Below are 616 nucleotides of genomic sequence, written 5' to 3'. Positions count from 1 at the left end.
AAGAGCGTAAACTTCTCAAAATAAACACCTCACATAGAAATTAATGTATTATAAAATAATACATTCGAATTAAAGAATTTGTAAATATCATACTTTTTAAATTCCAAAATAAAATGACGCAGAAAATATATTCCGCGTCATACACGTTAAAATGTGAATCTGTTGTGTGGTTACTGAAAGAGTGTTAATTCAAGTGATTAATCACTTGTTTTTTTATATGTACACATTTTATCAACACTTGTAAAGTATACATTTAACTTACCATCTACATTTCTTATGGATTGATTAGATGTAAAAGAATTACCATAATCAATATGATAAACGTTAGAATTTTTAACAAACGATCCTTTAAATAAATCCTCTTTTTTATTTGTTGTTTGCATTTCCACTAAATTGTGAACAACCTTTTCTTTCTTTTCTTCTTTTACAACTGTTTCAAATTTATAATATACAGGGCATTCACCTTTTTTATTATCAATGACTTCCCAAGAGCCGTATATATCATTATTGCTACATCCACTAAGTAGAACGACTAATATAGGAAAAACAAGTAGAAACTTTTTCATTGTGTACTCCTTTCTTATTAGTTTTTATAAACGTGCGAATACGATAGGAA

At 26.9% G+C, this 616-nt stretch carries 1 protein-coding gene; it reads right to left on the bottom strand.

Features of this window, described 5'->3' with window-relative positions; translation table 11 throughout:
• Nucleotides 1–197: 197 nt before the first annotated feature.
• Nucleotides 198–566, bottom strand: coding sequence for a hypothetical protein (locus V7038_RS25955; RefSeq protein WP_002110413.1), 369 nt, complete (start codon nt 564–566; stop codon nt 198–200).
• Nucleotides 567–616: the final 50 nt, after the last annotated feature.

Origin of the sequence: Bacillus sp. JJ783, assembly GCF_036963225.1 — a bacterium.
Taxonomy (GTDB): Bacteria; Bacillota; Bacilli; order Bacillales; family Bacillaceae_G; genus Bacillus_A; species Bacillus_A cereus_U.
The sequence above is the reverse complement of the archived record's forward strand: the minus strand, read 5'-3'. Positions and strand labels throughout refer to the sequence as shown.